Below are 15792 nucleotides of genomic sequence, written 5' to 3' on the forward strand. Positions count from 1 at the left end.
CCCCTAGATCAAACGAAATACCGTTAGGTAGATAAGAATCGTAAGAGAACAATATGGGCTAAACAGCACCTGCCAGTACCAATTGCGAGGTTTAAAACCAAGACCAAACACCATGCTAGAGCAAACCGCCCAGATCAGCATTGGTGAAATAATGGCATTGAACCCACCAATTGAAGCGGAGTACAGTTCTGGATCCCACATCACCATAGCGACATGGTAAAAACCAAGAACCAGAGATAAGGCTCGAAACAGAACCTTATCAACAGGTGCATGTAGCTTAGCTACCTGCGCAGCGAGATCACTCACTGTCTTTATCCATCATTTCAGAGTGCTCTAACCACAGAGCGTTAATGATACCGAATGCACAAGCGAGTAATACACCCAGAATCCATGCGAAATACCACATAATCGTTGCTCCTTAGTAAGCTGAAACGTCGTTGTCTTCGATGTGTTTCTTATCAAGACGACCAAACATTTTGTAGTATGTCCAAGTCGTGTAGCCAAGAATCACGGGTACCATCACTGCTGCTACTAGCGTCATCAGGCCAAGTGTCAGTTCACTTGCTGTTGAATCCCACATAGTTAAGCTGTGGCTAGGTACCAGGCTTGAAGGCATTACGAATGGGAACATCGCAAAACCTGCCGTTAGAATCACACCTGCGTTCGCTAGGCTTGAGAACAAGAAAGCAAAACCGCCACGTTCAATGCGAGAAGCGAATACAGCCAATAGCGGCATTAGCACACCAATAACTGGTGCTGCCCACATTGCTGGGTAAGTTTCAAAGTTCTGCATCCATGCACCTGCTTGGATTGCCACTTCTTTATTCAGTGGGTTCGATGCTGCCATGGTATCGATAGTACTTGTAATCACGTAACCATCGATTGACTGAACCCAGAAACCACCTAAAACAAACAATGCCGTCGCAACTAGGCCCGCTATTTGAGCAACATTGCGCGCACGTAAGTGTAGCGCTTCTGTTGTCTTCATCTGAAGCCAAGTCGCACCTTGTAGTACGAATAACATCAGGCTAAGCACGCCACAAAGTAGCGCGAATGGGTTTAGTAGCGCGAAGAACGAACCTTTGTACTGTGACATTAGCAGATCGTTTAGCTCAAATGGTACACCTTGAAGCAGGTTACCAAATGCGACACCGAAGATGATTGGCGGAACAGTACCACTAAAGCAAAGTGCGTAGTCCCACGCCTTACGCCATTTTGGATCTTCAATCTTAGAACGGTAATCAAGAGCTAGTGGACGTAACCAAAGTGCAGCTAGAGTCACGTACATTGCTAGATAGAATCCAGAAAACGACGTTGCGTAAACGAGAGGCCATGCAGCGAACAATGCTCCACCCGCTGTAATTAGCCAAACTTGGTTACCATCCCAGTGTGGGGCAATAGTGTTGAGCATAATACGGCGTTCAGTGTCGCTCTTACCGATAACAGGTGAAAGTGTAGCAACACCCATGTCGAAGCCATCAGTTACGGCAAAACCAACCAGTAAAACACCAATCAGAATCCACCAAATAAGTCGTAAGATTTCGTAATCAAACATAATATTCCCTCACTTATACTTCGACTGAACGACCAACTTTGTCTTCAACAGAGTCAGCGTTTTGTTCGAAGTGGTAGCGACCCGTTTTCAGGCTGCTAGGACCTTTACGTGCAAATTTAAGCATTAAGTAAACTTCAGCGATCAGGAACACTGTATACAGCGCAATGATGGCAAATAGAGAAGTCCAAAGTTCACCTATTGTCAGAGCTGAAGCTGCTACATGTGTCGGAAGGATTTCACCTACCGCCCATGGCTGACGACCGTACTCTGCAACGAACCAACCTGCTTCAATTGCAATCCAAGGAAGAGGAATACTGAATAGAGCCGCTTTCAGAATCCAAGGTTTCTGCTCAATTTTTTGGCGACACGTTTGCACGAATGCAGCACCGAATACGAATAGCATAATAAAGCCACACGCTACCATGATACGGAATGACCAGAATAGAGGCCAAACAGTAGGGATAGAATCATCCGCTGCCGCTTGAATTTGCTCTTCTGTCGCATCAACGACATTTTCCGTGTAACGCTTAAGAAGCAGGCCATAACCTAGGTCGCCTTTCACTTCATCAAACGCTGCCATGTTCTCTTCTGACTTGTCACCAGCACGTAGCTTCTCTAGAAGCTCATACGCATACATACCCGTACGAATACGATCAACGTGATCATCACGTAGATCACGCAGACCTGTAACCTGCTCATCAAGAGAACGTGTTGCGATGATACCCATCACATATGGAATCTTGATTGCGTAGTCGGTATGCATCTCATCTTGGTTTGGTAAGCCAAACAGTGTGAATGCTGCTGGGGCTGGTTCTGTGTGCCATTCAGCTTCTACTGCGGCTAGTTTCACTTTTTGAACTTCACCAAGCTCGTAGCCTGATTCATCACCAAGAACGATAACCGACAAGATAGCTGCCATACCGAAAGATGCCGCGATAGCAAATGAACGACGAGCGAATGCGATGTCACGACCTTTTAGTAGGTAGTATGAGCTGATGCCTAGAATGAACATTGCACCAGTCGTGTAACCAGATGCCACGGTGTGAACAAATTTAACCTGAGCAACTGGGTTTAGAACAACCTCAGCAAAGCTCACCATTTCCATACGCATGGTTTCAAAGTTAAATTCTGCGCCAACTGGGTTTTGCATCCAGCCGTTTGCAACCAGGATCCAAAGTGCTGAGAAGTTAGAGCCTAGAGCAACTAACCAAGTAACCACAAGGTGTTGACGTTTAGAAAGACGATCCCAGCCAAAGAAGAAAAGACCAACAAAGGTAGATTCCAAGAAGAAGGCTACTAGGGCTTCGATCGCCAAAGGTGCACCGAAAATATCACCTACGTAATGCGAATAGTAAGACCAGTTAGTACCAAACTGGAACTCCATGGTAAGGCCGGTAGCCACACCAAGTGCAAAGTTAATACCGAATAGCTTACCCCAGAACTTTGTCATGTCCTTATAGATTTGCTTGTTCGTCATTACGTACATTGATTCCATGATGGCCAGTAAGAAGGCCATACCTAGAGTCAACGGTACGAATAGGAAGTGATACATCGCTGTCAGTGCAAACTGCAGTCGCGATAGATCAACAACATCGATCATGATTACTCCTATGTGTCGGCTGAAGACACTTTTTACATTAATGCATTGTTATTAAAGGTTGAACTACTTAGATAGTGTTATCAAAGATAGTCACTCTGTTGCAAAAATGTACCGTAATGGTTAGTTAATTGTTAAGCATCAGCTAATATAGCTGCGGCTAATATTACTGCTAAAAACGGGTTGTTTCAAAAGGTTTATAGCCAAAGTTCGCTTTGATTTGTATCAAGTTTTGTTCGGCATTTTTGATTAAAATTCCATCACATTGATCTGTATCAATAGTTTGAAGGTCATTTTGTTACGAAGGGGTTATTGCCGCAAGGGTGCTAAGTATTTATGCAAAACAAGCAGTTAACAAGTCACTCAATTGTGCTACCTATTAAGTAGTAAGTAAATTACATTAGCGTGATATAGATCACCAAATTAAAAAGCCAGCTTCTGAGAGCTGGCTACTGAAAACTTATTTTTCAATTCCGAAATGAAGATAGGCGCGATCCGTGGCAATTCTTCCTCGTGGCGTTCGTTGGAGGTAGCCTTGCTGAATGAGGTAAGGCTCTAGGACATCTTCTATGGTGTCTTTTTCCTCACCTATCGCTGCCGCCATGTTATCTAACCCTACAGGGCCGCCAGCAAACTTCTCCATTATTGCCAGAAGCAGCTTTCTATCCATATAGTCGAAGCCTTGCGCGTCCACGTCGAGCATATTCAGTGCTTTGTCGGCAACATCGGCACAAATATGGCCATTACCTTTCACTTCCGCGTAGTCACGAACGCGACGTAGTAATCGGTTGGCTATTCGTGGTGTACCGCGGGCGCGTCTTGCCACTTCTAGTGCCCCTTCAGATTCCATCGACAAACCTAGACAGTCGGCACTGCGCTGAACAATGTTTTGCAGATCCGGGATCTTGTAATACTCCAAACGTTGAGTTATACCAAAGCGATCACGCAATGGTGAGGTCAATGAGCCTGCACGCGTCGTTGCGCCAATCAGAGTAAATGGAGGCAAGTCAATTTTTATAGAGCGAGCAGCCGGACCTTCGCCGATCATAATATCAAGCTGGTAGTCTTCCATTGCGGGATAAAGCACCTCTTCTACCATAGGGCTAAGACGGTGGATCTCATCAATGAATAGCACATCGTTTTCTTCTAAGTTGGTTAAAAGCGCGGCTAAATCCCCTGCTTTTTCCAATACAGGTCCAGATGTGGTACGGATATTCACTTCCATTTCATTGGCGACAATGTTCGCTAAGGTGGTTTTCCCCAATCCTGGTGGACCAAATATCAACAGATGATCGAGCGCTTCATTACGTAGCTGTGCTGCCTTAATGAAGATCTCCATCTGACTACGAACATGATCTTGACCTTTATAGTCTTCAAGCTTTTTAGGACGTATCGCACGATCGATCACATCCTCTTCTTTATATACCGTGTTATCTGGTGCTATTAAGCGATCCGCTTCTATCATTATTCAAGCCTTTCTCTATACCATCGATTTCAGCGCTTCACGGATAAGCTGCTCACTACTCATGTCTTCCATTTTAACCTGAGAAACCACTTTAGACGCCTGAGTCGGCTTGTAACCAAGTGCAAGCAGTGCACTGATCGCTTCTTCTTCGGCATTAGACTGAGCAGGTTGCGGAGCAGAGTCTACTGGTGCTGCATCGGTAAATGGAGTAAACAAGTCACCGGCGCTCCAACCTTTTAAGCGATCTTTCATTTCGACCACTAAGCGTTCTGCTGTTTTCTTACCTACGCCAGGCAACTTAACTAATGTTGAGACATCTTCACGTTCAACACTGGCAACAAATTGACTTGCTGTCATCCCTGAAAGAATAGCTAAGCCAAGTTTAGGACCAACACCATTGGCTTTAATCACTTCTCGGAACAACGCACGCTCTTTCACCGTGTTGAAACCATACAGTAGCTGCGCATCTTCGCGTACAACAAAATGAGTATAGATGATGGCTTCTTCGCCGATATTCGGTAGCTCATAGAAGCAGCTCATCGGCATTTGAACTTCATAGCCAATGCCATTGACTTCAATCAGTAATTCAGGGGGTTGTTTCTCAATAAGAATGCCGCGCAGACGTCCAATCACGGTGATGACTCTTTAGAAATGGATTTGCGACAGGATAATAAAGAACTGGATAGACATCCAGTTCTTTATTGAATGAGATTAGATTTTTGAGACCACTTGATCGAGTTGAGAAGTTAGGGTTCGGACTGCATCGACCTGCGCGGTCAAATGAGCGCCATTTTGCGCCACATGTTCTGAGATGGTTTTGGTTTCAACCACACCGTTGGCGACTTCGCTACTGGCTTGATCAAGCTCTTTCAATGCTAGCATCTGATTTGACATGATATTCGCTAATCCATTCACGTCTTGCGAAATTGCCGAGACCTCAGCAATCATAGATCTCATTTTCCCCGCACTCGAATTGACCACATCTTGACCATGCTTGACTTCCTTTTCGCTTCTATCAAGCAGGTTTCTTATCTCAACGGCGGAATGGCTACTTTTAGCTGATAAGTCACGTACTTGCTCAGCAACCACCGCAAAACCACGGCCTTGCTCCCCTGCCCGTGCGGCTTCAATCGCCGCATTAAGTGCTAGCAGATTAGTTTGCTCGGCAACTGAGGTGATCAGATCAGCGACCTTCATGATCTCTTGATGGCTACCAATAATCTGGCTTATTGCAGAGGTAGAGTCTTCAAGCAGTTGTGAGCTTGTTTCTGCTTGTTGGTGAACGGCATCACTCCGTTCTCTTAACTCATCAACAAATCGCGTCGAGCCTTCGATTCCTTCTGCCAACTGATGAACCTGCTGACTCATCTGCTCGGCTGCACTAGCTTGGGATTCACAGTTAATGTTCAAATTAGAGACCTGATCGTCTAAGGTAAGCGACTGTGACTCAAGGGTTTGAGATACATCTTTTAGTTGCAATGAGTTTTGGTTTGCTTGCGCCAATACATGAGATAGGCTTTGCTCACCAAGCGTCGCTTTTTCAGCAATGACTTCACTATCACTTTTAGCTTGCTCCGCAATTTCGATCGCTCTATCTCTCTGCTTGGCGGTAAAGGCCTGAGCAATACAGATCACAGCAAGAGGCAGCACAGTACCCGACCAGATCTCGACGCGCCGCGCAGATTCAGATAGCTCTAACACTGGAAATTCGCTTCCTGAGACATGCATGTAGGTCATGAACGCAGCACACACTATAACGGTAACACTCCAACTGATTGCCATCCCTCTCGTACCAGACAAAAAGAACGCAACCACTAGTAGTGGTACCCAATACGTTTGGGTTGATTCAACCACGCCACCACTTTGGTAAATAATATTTAGTGCATGAACTGACATGCCAATAAAACCAAGATTAAGCGCAAAGGTAGGATTTTTAATCGCTTTTAAGCAAGCCACTGCCGCCAGTTCGAAGCCAATCAAAAGTACCGATGTCATGATTAAGCTGTCATGACCGTGTTTAGACCATTTGATCAGGCTATAAATACCGACAAGAAACGCAATGAAAGTAAAGAGGGAAAGGGTATCCGCCTGGCGCTGTTGATTTTTTGTCCATTGAGATTGTGCTGGCATGCAAAGTCGTCGCCATAAGTTGACAGGGTTCATTTTCAATCTTCCTTGATTGATATCTTGTTAGACCTCTGACCACTATATTAATGCAACATTTTTATAACAAACCTCATATTCAGATCTGTTTTATATGTCTCAGTTTTGAATCAATAGGAAGCAAATAATGTGGAATGGCTAACGGTAACGCCCCCGTCTTGCACTGGTCGCTTTGCCAGCAAGTGCAACCAGTGTTTTGTTAGTGTTGGCATGACAAATAGCCACCCCTAGAGCGTCAGCAGCATCAGCCTGAGGTTTCGAAGGTAACTTAAGCATATGTTGAACCATATGCTGTACTTGTTCTTTGTCAGCCGCTCCCGTTCCTACGACCGCTTGCTTGATCAAACGAGCGGCGTACTCGTAGACAGGTAGTTCAGCATTTACCGCGGCAACAATAGCGCTACCGCGTGCTTGACCAAGTTTAAGCGCCGAGTCTGCATTGCGAGCCATAAACACCTGCTCGATAGCAAATACATCGGGTTGAAACTGAGTGATGATCTCAGAAACGCCCGCGTAAATTTGCTTAAGACGCCCGGGTAGCTCTTTTTCAGAGGTACGAATACAGCCGCTACCAAGATATTGCAGATGACGACCCGTTTGACGAATCACTCCATAACCAGTGATACGCGAACCTGGGTCAATACCTAGTATGATTGACATTGTTTTCTTTGTTATCGCTAAATCTAGCCCGACATCTTAATCTAGCCAAAGCGCTATAGCGAGGTAATTATCGCTCTGCTCGACAACCCAGATTCTAAACCGACCTCGAGGACTTGCGTTGGCTCATTGACGAGCTTCTCACCTGTCCAATAATCATACCAGTTGACGGGGAAATTGGCGGTTAGTGTCACCTCGCGAGCTGTGTTGTGATAATTAAACAGGCAATGAAGATCATTACGCTCAGTCAGTTGCAAAAATGCATGATGAAGATTGAGGGCGGTAAATCTCGCCGCATCTTGATTATGTCTGTGCCGAATCGTCAACTTCGCCAATGTCCGCTTGGCAAACGGTGTTAGATCAGTAAGTGGATCACCAGAAAGCAACAGACCACCGCTCGCCAACAAGGCATCTCGGTGAAATTCGTAGTACTTTCTCTCTGTGGCTTGATTAGCCAAAGAGACAAAGGTTGCGCAATCAGGATCAATCTGCCACAGTTTTCGGTGCTGCCAACTGCGGTAAAATGTCTCTTTGGCAATTTGCTCGAAACGCGTCGCACAACGCTCTACATCGTCAGAGACTCGCATGGCATCCACCAGCCCTAGTGAAGGCCACATTGGTGCATTACAGCCAAGGACCAACGCGTCGCCAGCGCCCTCTATAATGGCCTGCATACCTAATCGATAGGCTTCAACGCCTGTTACACCGGACTGACTACGAACACCTTTTAACGTACCCCAGTAATTGGCGTCGAGTTTAAACATCTCAACGCCCCACTCTTCACGCATAGTACGCACAACGCGAGTTAGATGTTCTTGCACTTCAAGATTGGTCGTATCTAAGATGTACCAAGGTGTACAACGCCAACCTGCGTAAGTGACATCTTCTGCTTTCAGCAAGCGGCCATCACTGTGGCGAACAAACCAATCCGGGTGCTGTCGAAACACCTCAGATTCAGGTTGAACAATAAAAGGAGCCAGCCAAATCGCCGGTTTCTTACCATTTGCCCGAATCTCTCTTAACACAGACTTGATCCCTGAAGGGAATTTTTCAGACGGCGTTAGCCAATCACCCATAAAGGCTTGGTATCCATCATCTAAAAGTACATAGTCAAATGATTTGAGATGCTCACGCATTTGCTCTACGTTGGCATGGATGTTTTGCTCTGTTACCTCAGCATAATAGGCATACCAAGAGCACCAACCTAATGGTGAGTCTTGTTTCACCCCAGCTCTAATTGGATGGTGGCTCTGAATCAATTGGCTGTATTGCTCATACAACTCAGACAACGAATCTCCTCTCAGAGCTACAACTGACTCTAAGCAAGTCGTTGACCAATCTTGGGGGGCAGTCTGTTCACCATCAATATAAGCATTGATTTTCAATTGCCCTTCTCGATGACTGATGGTGAAGTAACCTGCAAACCGGTGACACGAAGTAAAGCCAAACAAGGCGTAGCCTAACGAGTCTTCGACCACCAAGTAGTTATAGTAACGTTTAGGCTCTTGAGACGAATAGATACGATAGCTCGAACTATTATCTGGGCAACGCCCAATATCCACTGGGTCATCAAAAGTACCTGTCGTCTGAGCCAACATTTGAAAGCCATCACCTAGCAGTGTTGCGCGACGTTCAAAATCAAAGTCAGTGTCAAAGAGTAGATACTGCTCGGAGATAGGTTCGTTGGATAAACCACGATAATTAAAGGAGACTTGATTGCCGTTTAGCTCGGCAGAAAGATCACTGTTGGGGATCCGAATGATACGCTCATTGGCTAAGTGCAGGACTTGCGACATATAACGCTCAGCTTTGTAGTTATTTTTCTCAATTAGAGCACTGGCGCACGTCGTTGTCTATTTGCCCAACAACACATAGCTATACGACGATCACGTTTCTGCCATCCTGATAGATCAGAAGATTGAATCTGTCTCATTGACAGACGAAAAAACCCTCCAACTCCGGAGGGTGAAAGGCAGTGGATTATGCATCAAGCATCCTGCTTTAAAAAGCCCACTGACGTGGGCTAAAAACGTAGAGACGAACTTTAGTTTAGAATGCGTAAGCCAGTTTTAGGAATGACTCGATATCACCTTTCTCAACGCCAACGCCTGTCGCAGAGTTGTAACCCTCATCAGACACGTGGTAAGCGATATCAACCAGCGCAGTGAAGTTCGAGGTAAACGCATAAGAACCACCGAAGTTAACCGCTTCGCGAGTATCTTCAATCGTGACATAGCCTGCTGCTAGGTAAAGCGCATCAAGTGTGTAGCCAACTGACGTGTTGTACATTTTCACTTTTTTGCCGTCTGCAAACTCTTCTTCTGCGAATGTCGCACCAATACCGACCGAACCTAGGTTAACCGCACCGTTAACTAGGTATAGTTTGTCTGTATCACCTTCAGTTTCATCGTTGTCTTCGTAACCAAGGTTAACCATAAAGGTTTCGTTTTCGTAGCCTAGGTAGCCGTTGTAACCACTTTGACGGTCTGTACCTTCATAGTTACGGTCGCCGAAGTATGAGATACCGTATTTAACACCTTCTTTGTCGCCTTCAAATTTCACAACTTGACGTGCATCAGAGGCATCGTTTGGAGACCATAGGAACTCGATTGTTTTGTCAGCTGCGCCATCTACTGCATCAAGAGCGGTGTCATTTGCGTAACCAATAGACGCTACACCAGCACCCGTTTTGTAGCCTACCCAAGTATCAGTGATCGTAAACGTTGAATCTGACGTGCCGTAGTCATCTTCAACATCAAACTCACCACCAAACTTACCAACAATGTTACCGTTTTCGTAGTCAGCAAAAATATCGAACCCCGTTACGCCACCGTTGTAGAATTCTTCATCTTTCTGCTGTTCAACGTTGTTTACCGCGCCGTTTTCTTTACGGTCTTCTTGGTAATAGCCACCAATCGCAAACTCTCCAGAAACGGTAAATTGATCACCTGAAAGCGCTTCTGCTGCTACTGCTGAACCGGCTACAAGAGATAGTGCTACTGCTAGTGCTGTCTTTTTCATTTCTTTGTTCCTATAGATTTTTATTTATGAGCGTCAAAAGCCATCTGATCGCTCTGAAAACAAAAACTATTGGTGCTGACAATGATTAACAAATGAATCACTAAAAAAGCAGCCCTCTTATTGTGATTAAGGGTTTGGTCAAAAGCTAAATATCTCTAATGGCTAGCTGTAAAGTTAGGTGAATCGTGGGTTTCACTGCCATAGCTAAACAGTTAGGGAAGCCGAATGTGCCGGATTAAGCGACTGGTAAAGTTCAAAACATCAAGTAAAAAGTACCGATACTTATCGTATCTAAAGCACATTTTTAGTTATCTATGCCTAAACTTAAGGGTGAGTTGATAGATGGACATATCAGGTGAAAAGATACAAATCGAACAAACTCATTCTTGGCATCTTATGGCTTTGGAGTAGCCTTCCCCTTGCCGAGCCGATAAAAGTCGCCCAAGACTTGTGGCCACCCTACGTTATGAACTCTGCTCTGGGCAGTGGTATAGCCCATGACCTGGTGATTGAAGGGTTGGTTTCAGCTGGCTTTGAAGTTGAGTACTCGGTCAAGCCTTGGACACGTGTTCTTAAAGAAACCATCAATGGCAAAAATGACGTAATCATCGCGATCTGGAAAACGGATCAGAGAGCTAGAGATTACATTTTTACTGATATGTACATGCACAATAAAATGGCAGTCGTTTCACGCCAAGAAGCTAATTTCGAGTTTTCATCTCTCCATAGCTTGGCTGGAATTCGCGTGGCGATGATCGATAACTACGCCTACGGAGCAAAACTTGTAGATTACCAAGAACTAATTCCGGTTAGCTCGATTCATTTACCTAATAGTATTCGCCTTATCCTGACGGATAGAGCAGATGTCCTAGTCACCGACGAAGCCGTTGGTCGCTGGACAATTAAAGAAATGAGAGTAGATGCTTCGAAACTGAGTTTTAGCCCGATCTATTTAGATACAACCCCACTCTACGCAGCGGTTAGAAAAAACCACCCCCAAGCGCAAAAGATCGTCGCAGCACTCAATGCTTATTTTAACGCTCACGGTGAACAAAAACTCAAACAATTAAGAGTGAAATATGGATTAGCAGAATAAGTTAAATAGCAAACTACAGATAAAAAAATACCAGCCGCTTGGCTGGTATTTTTAATTCTAGTGTCGATTACGCCACTTCGATTGGACCGCCGAATGAAGTCACTGGTGGAACTTTGCCTTTGAACTTCTCAAAGTCAACGATACAGGTGTTAGCCGATGTTGCCTGCGCTAGTTCAGAAGAACCGATATCTTGAGTTAGCGTGTTTGGATCGCCATAAGTACAGATTGCACCCTCTTTCTCATTTAGAGGACCATACCATGCACCTTCCTCGATACGGATAACACCACTAGGGTAGCTATCAGTCACAACAGCGCCTGCCAAAAGTTGACCACGGTCGTTGAATACACGGACCAAGTCACCATCTTTAATTCCTTTCGCTTTCGCATCAACTGGGTTGATGTATACCGGCTCACGACCTTGCACCGCGTACGTTGCACGGAACTCTTCAGACTCACACATCTGAGAGTGCAAACGCTTGTCTGGGTGACAAGACTGTAGCCAGTACGGATGCTTCTCAGAGCCTGGGCCGCCGTGTGAACGCTCTGATTTTTCGAACCACATCGGGTGCTCTTGACAGTGATCGTAACCGTAGCGACCGATCTTACGCGACGTAATTTCGATAAAGCCAGATGGCGTACCTAACGGGTTGATCTCTGGGTCTTTACGGAACGCTTCATGACGAACCCAAGGTTTACCTTGACCGAAGTCTAGCACGCTTTGTTCCCAGAACTCAGCGAACTCAGGCATCTCAAATTTACCTTCGTTAGACTTCTTACAGTCGTTGTACAGGCTCTCGATCCACTCCATCTCGCTCATACCACGTGTGTATTCATCACGGCGACCAAAGCGTTGAGTTAGTTCACTCATGATCTGGAAGTCAGGCTTAGATTGGAACAATGGATCCACTAAGCGATGCATCGCGACCAAACCTTTGCTTGAGTATGAACCGTATACGTCGATATCGTTACGTTCCCACTGAGTACAAGCAGGAAGAACAATGTCAGAGAAACGACATGTTGCTGTCCAAGCAAACTCTACCGTTACCACAGTCTGAAGCTTTTTGAATGCTTTCTTCATGCGGTTGCGATCTTGGTGGTGGTGCCAAGGGTTGTTACCCGAAATTACCATCATCTTGAAATCCGGTAGCTTCACTTTACCGCCGTTGTAACGGATCTCTTTACCTGGTTCAAGTAAGCAGTCAATCCAGCGTGCAACTGGGATTGTGCGGCTGTAACCGTTAAAGTCATTGTTGTCCCATTTTGGTTTCATACCTTGGTCAAGGTTGCGTGGGAAACCACCAGGACCAGCAAAACCAGTTGAAGGAACACCGATACTAGAGTAGTGATGGCCGTAAGAAATACCGCCACCAGGTAGACCAATTTGACCAACCATAGCTGCGACAACCGCTGCTGCCCAGTATGGCTGTTCGCCATGCTCCTGACGCTGGATACACCAACCCATCAAGATTTGGGTACGACCATTCACTAGCATGCGAGCAAATTCGCGGATCTTGTCAGCTTTAACACCACAGATTTCGGCTGCCCATTCAGGCGTTTTAACCACTTTATCTTTGGTTTCACCCTGAACATATTGAATGAACTCAGCAAACCCAAGACAGTAAGTCTCAATGAACTTCTTGTCGTACAGATCTTCGTTGTATAACACATGAGCAACAGCAAGCATGAATGCCACATCTGTCATCGGGTTGATGTACAGGTGGTCATTTTCTAGGTAACGCTGCGTTTTGTTCTTAACTGGATCAACAGAAAGTACGTTGATCTCACCTTTCGCTACTTTCTCTTTTAGCTGAGACAGATAGTCGAAAGATTCGTGCGTTTCACAGTTCCAACCAACTTGCAGGTTCTTCACTGGGTCATTTGCCCAAAGAACGATGTTATCTGCATTTTTTAGGATCTCAGACCAAGAAGTACCTTGTGCGTATACCTCAGTTGAACCTAGTACGTATGGCAAGATGGTTTGACCTGCACCTGTAGAGTAATCCCCTACTTTAGTAATGAAGTTACCGTGCATACCAACCGCACGTTGCATATGCGCTGTACAGTTGTTGAATGCACCAGTTTGGTTCCAACCTGTCTGACCTGCGTGCAGGGCCCAAGGACCATAATCTTTTTGTACTCGCTCAAGCTCGCGGTAGAACAGATCGATTGCTTCATCCCAAGTCACACGGATGAATCGGTTGTCACCGCGAGTGTCTGCGCTGTATTTATGTTTCTTCAGCCAATCTAGGCGTACCATTGGGTAACGGACACGCGATGGGCTATAGATGATACCCTTGATACCGTTAAGCATCTCTGTTGGGTTCTTATCTAGCTCTAACGGTTTGATCTCTTGAACTTTACCCGCGTAGATGTGGGCGCGAAACGCGCCCCAGTGTGAACCTGTAACCTTCCAAGTACCTGTTGATTCTGCAGCGCTAGCAGAAGCAGATGCCAATAAGCTTGGACCGATGACTGATGCCGCGCTCGTTGTCGCTACACCTTTAAGAAAACTTCTTCGTGTAATAGCCATTTCAAATACTCCGTCTGACGCTTATTAGTGGTGGCCTTCAGCATAATCTGAAGAGTGCTTCTGTAAGTACTTCAAGATCAATGCTTCACTGTCTGTATCTAGGTTAACGAATGCAAGCATACCGTCAAACATACCTGGCCAAGTGTTGGCATCAAAGTGCGCTTCATCTGGCTGGGTGTGACACACAGAACAGTTTGTTTTGTAAGCTTCTGCTGATTTTTCCCAAACAGGAGTAATGTCATTTAGCATAGATTCTTTCTTAATCCATACTGTGGCTGCCACTTTTTCCCAAGGAAGGCCTGTCAGTTCATCGACTTTCTTCTCGCCAGTTGTAACAATGCTGTCATTTGTCGACGCTTCTTTAAGAAGAGAAGCAACGGCAATGTTTTTACCAAAGTCTTCTTGGATTACGCGACCAAAGCCTTTCGCCTTGCGCCAGCCATCAATTTCGATTGAAACGAATTCACCTTTTTCTTCAAGTACTTTCACTGAAGAGGCAGGGTTTAGAAGGCCTGCTTCTTTCTGGCCTTGTGCATCGAAATAGATAGGTAGGTGGCGCACGCTTACAAGGGTTTGACCCACATCGTAGCTTGTGTTCGAAGCCATAGACTCAAGATCACCTACGATACCGCCAATACTGTCCATTCCAGCAGGTAGGTTATGTGCAATACCCTTGTGGCAATCAACACAGCTTTGATCTTTCTCTGCAGCCTGTTTCATCTGGATACGAGCCGTTGGCGACATTTGTTCGAAGTCCATAGATTCGTAGTTGTGGCAGTTTTTACACTCTAGAGACTTATTTGCAGAGAAACGATCCCACTCGTGTTTAGCAAGCTCGATACGACGCTCTTCAAACACACCCGGTTCATCATAGTTACCAAACACTTGGGCAAACACTTCTTTAGAAGCCTGCATCTTACGCGCGATCTTATCTGTCCAGTTATGCGGAACGTGGCAGTCTGGACACGTTGCACGAACACCAGAGTGGTTTTTCCAGTGCACAGTGTCTTGTAGTTCAACGTATACGTTGTCACGCATGGTATGGCAGCTAATACAAAACTCTTCAGTGTTAGTTGCTTCTAATGCGGTATTGAAGCCACCCCAAAAGATAACACCCGCGATAAAGCCGCCCATAGTCAGCACACCTAGGCTGATATGAACCGCTGGGCGCGTCATGGTACGCCACAGTTTAACGATCAATGATTTCATGATTTGCTCTCTTAAAATTTTTATAAAAATGTGGAATTGAGCTCAATGGCTTACAGGCCATGCACGCCTGGCGGTCCCATAACGAATACTTGCAGCATCCATATAAGGAATCCGTAGCCACCTACGAACGCCACACTCAAAATTGGAAAGAGAACAACCGCGATGAAGAGGAAAGACTTCCACTCCAGAGAACGTTTTTCACCGCTCTCAATTTTGTTAACATCACTCATACATTTGCCTATTTTGTATCTAGTGTTATTGGTCAGCTCTTATGGTCGAGCCAATTTTTTTTACCATCTCTAAGAAGAAATGTTAGACCATACTCTTTGTAAGGTTCAATCAAATACGCCCTTTCATTCCTTGTTATTCAATACTTTTTTGAGCTCATCCCGAGATGTGTTTGATCGTGATTGTATATATAAACTTGCCACTAAATATGAATGATTATTAACAGAAACAAGCCCGTAAAACTCAACCATTTTACGTAACAATTTGGTAG

General features: G+C 45.3%; 14 protein-coding genes. 1 reads left to right on the forward strand and 13 read right to left on the reverse strand.

Annotated elements, in window-relative coordinates:
- Window positions 1–3 precede the first annotated feature (3 nt).
- The 10 genes from ybgE to APB76_RS02145 all read right to left on the reverse strand — a co-directional run bounded on the left by ybgE (window position 4) and on the right by APB76_RS02145 (window position 10458).
- Window positions 4–306, reverse strand: a complete 303-nt coding sequence (gene ybgE, locus APB76_RS02100; RefSeq protein WP_054961409.1) for a cyd operon protein YbgE — start codon at window positions 304–306, stop codon at window positions 4–6.
- The gene (cydX, locus tag APB76_RS02105; protein ID WP_000270284.1) at window positions 299–406 is read right to left on the reverse strand and encodes a cytochrome bd-I oxidase subunit CydX; all 108 of its coding nucleotides are present in this window, start codon (window positions 404–406) and stop codon (window positions 299–301) included. The genes ybgE and cydX overlap by 8 nt, the downstream gene beginning before the upstream one ends.
- Window positions 407–418: 12 nt before the next feature.
- On the reverse strand, window positions 419–1555 hold the full coding sequence (gene cydB, locus APB76_RS02110; protein ID WP_049846847.1) for a cytochrome d ubiquinol oxidase subunit II: 1137 nt from the start codon (window positions 1553–1555) through the stop codon (window positions 419–421).
- A gap of 13 nt (window positions 1556–1568) precedes the next feature.
- A complete protein-coding gene (gene cydA, locus APB76_RS02115) occupies window positions 1569–3155 on the reverse strand; it encodes a cytochrome ubiquinol oxidase subunit I (protein WP_049846846.1) in 1587 nt (528 codons plus the stop codon).
- Window positions 3156–3612: 457 nt separating this feature from the next.
- The gene (gene ruvB, locus APB76_RS02120; protein WP_049846845.1) at window positions 3613–4617 is read right to left on the reverse strand and encodes a Holliday junction branch migration DNA helicase RuvB; all 1005 of its coding nucleotides are present in this window, start codon (window positions 4615–4617) and stop codon (window positions 3613–3615) included.
- Between the two features lie 15 nt (window positions 4618–4632).
- The gene (ruvA, locus tag APB76_RS02125; protein ID WP_049846844.1) at window positions 4633–5250 is read right to left on the reverse strand and encodes a Holliday junction branch migration protein RuvA; all 618 of its coding nucleotides are present in this window, start codon (window positions 5248–5250) and stop codon (window positions 4633–4635) included.
- 78 nt (window positions 5251–5328) lie between these two features.
- Window positions 5329–6780, reverse strand: coding sequence for a methyl-accepting chemotaxis protein (locus tag APB76_RS02130; RefSeq protein ID WP_054961408.1), 1452 nt, complete (start codon window positions 6778–6780; stop codon window positions 5329–5331).
- A gap of 138 nt (window positions 6781–6918) precedes the next feature.
- Complete coding sequence (gene ruvC / locus APB76_RS02135; protein WP_049846842.1) at window positions 6919–7440, reverse strand: crossover junction endodeoxyribonuclease RuvC; 522 nt, start codon at window positions 7438–7440, stop codon at window positions 6919–6921.
- Window positions 7441–7493: 53 nt separating this feature from the next.
- Window positions 7494–9233, reverse strand: coding sequence for a glycoside hydrolase family 36 protein (locus APB76_RS02140; RefSeq protein ID WP_054961407.1), 1740 nt, complete (start codon window positions 9231–9233; stop codon window positions 7494–7496).
- A gap of 253 nt (window positions 9234–9486) precedes the next feature.
- Window positions 9487–10458, reverse strand: a complete 972-nt coding sequence (locus tag APB76_RS02145) for a porin (RefSeq protein ID WP_054961406.1) — start codon at window positions 10456–10458, stop codon at window positions 9487–9489.
- Between the two features lie 355 nt (window positions 10459–10813).
- Between APB76_RS02145 and APB76_RS02150 the strand changes: the two genes are divergently transcribed.
- Complete coding sequence (locus APB76_RS02150; protein WP_054961405.1) at window positions 10814–11554, forward strand: substrate-binding periplasmic protein; 741 nt, start codon at window positions 10814–10816, stop codon at window positions 11552–11554.
- A gap of 67 nt (window positions 11555–11621) precedes the next feature.
- On the opposite strand, the gene torA is transcribed toward APB76_RS02150, so the two are convergent.
- The 3 genes from torA to torE are packed head-to-tail and all read right to left on the reverse strand — an operon-like array spanning window position 11622 to window position 15523.
- Window positions 11622–14084: a trimethylamine-N-oxide reductase TorA gene (gene torA / locus APB76_RS02155; protein WP_054961404.1), complete on the reverse strand. Its 2463-nt coding sequence runs from the start codon at window positions 14082–14084 to the stop codon at window positions 11622–11624.
- 24 nt (window positions 14085–14108) lie between these two features.
- On the reverse strand, window positions 14109–15293 hold the full coding sequence (gene torC / locus APB76_RS02160; RefSeq protein WP_049846838.1) for a pentaheme c-type cytochrome TorC: 1185 nt from the start codon (window positions 15291–15293) through the stop codon (window positions 14109–14111).
- Between the two features lie 50 nt (window positions 15294–15343).
- The gene (gene torE, locus APB76_RS02165) at window positions 15344–15523 is read right to left on the reverse strand and encodes a trimethylamine N-oxide reductase system protein TorE (RefSeq protein ID WP_049846837.1); all 180 of its coding nucleotides are present in this window, start codon (window positions 15521–15523) and stop codon (window positions 15344–15346) included.
- Between the last annotated feature and the right edge of the window lie 269 nt (window positions 15524–15792).

The sequence above is a fragment of the Vibrio bivalvicida genome, assembly GCF_001399455.2.
GTDB classification, from domain to species: domain Bacteria; phylum Pseudomonadota; class Gammaproteobacteria; order Enterobacterales; family Vibrionaceae; genus Vibrio; species Vibrio bivalvicida.

Bases quoted from the DNA above. Each gene is read 5' to 3' on its own strand.
- cydX (WP_000270284.1), bottom strand. From the start codon at position 406: ATGTGGTATTTCGCATGGATTCTGGGTGTATTACTCGCTTGTGCATTC.
- cydB (WP_049846847.1), bottom strand. From the start codon at position 1,555: ATGTTTGATTACGAAATCTTACGACTTATTTGGTGGATTCTGATTGGT.
- cydA (WP_049846846.1), bottom strand. From the start codon at position 3,155: ATGATCGATGTTGTTGATCTATCGCGACTGCAGTTTGCACTGACAGCG.
- ruvB (WP_049846845.1), bottom strand. From the start codon at position 4,617: ATGATAGAAGCGGATCGCTTAATAGCACCAGATAACACGGTATATAAA.
- APB76_RS02130 (WP_054961408.1), bottom strand. From the start codon at position 6,780: ATGAACCCTGTCAACTTATGGCGACGACTTTGCATGCCAGCACAATCT.
- ruvC (WP_049846842.1), bottom strand. From the start codon at position 7,440: ATGTCAATCATACTAGGTATTGACCCAGGTTCGCGTATCACTGGTTAT.
- APB76_RS02140 (WP_054961407.1), bottom strand. From the start codon at position 9,233: ATGTCGCAAGTCCTGCACTTAGCCAATGAGCGTATCATTCGGATCCCC.
- APB76_RS02145 (WP_054961406.1), bottom strand. From the start codon at position 10,458: ATGAAAAAGACAGCACTAGCAGTAGCACTATCTCTTGTAGCCGGTTCA.
- torA (WP_054961404.1), bottom strand. From the start codon at position 14,084: ATGGCTATTACACGAAGAAGTTTTCTTAAAGGTGTAGCGACAACGAGC.
- torC (WP_049846838.1), bottom strand. From the start codon at position 15,293: ATGAAATCATTGATCGTTAAACTGTGGCGTACCATGACGCGCCCAGCG.
- torE (WP_049846837.1), bottom strand. From the start codon at position 15,523: ATGAGTGATGTTAACAAAATTGAGAGCGGTGAAAAACGTTCTCTGGAG.